We start from the raw sequence: 201 nt of genomic DNA on the forward strand, positions 1-201 counted from the left end.
TGAAGTAGGTCCCAAGGGTTGGGCTGTTCGCCCATTAAAGCGGTACGCGAGCTGGGTTCAGAACGTCGTGAGACAGTTCGGTCCCTATCCGTCGCAGGCGTAGGAAATTTGAGAGGAGCTGTCCCTAGTACGAGAGGACCGGGATGGACAGACCGCTGGTGTACCAGTTGTTCCGCCAGGAGCAATCGCTGGGTAGCCAAG

At 57.7% G+C, this 201-nt stretch carries 1 rRNA gene; it reads left to right on the forward strand.

Going from position 1 to position 201, the window contains the following annotated elements:
- A 23S ribosomal RNA gene (locus tag JDF658_RS13895) occupies positions 1 to 201 on the forward strand; the annotation flags it as partial.

It is taken from the genome of Carboxydocella sp. JDF658 (genome assembly GCF_002049395.1).
Lineage (GTDB): Bacteria > Bacillota.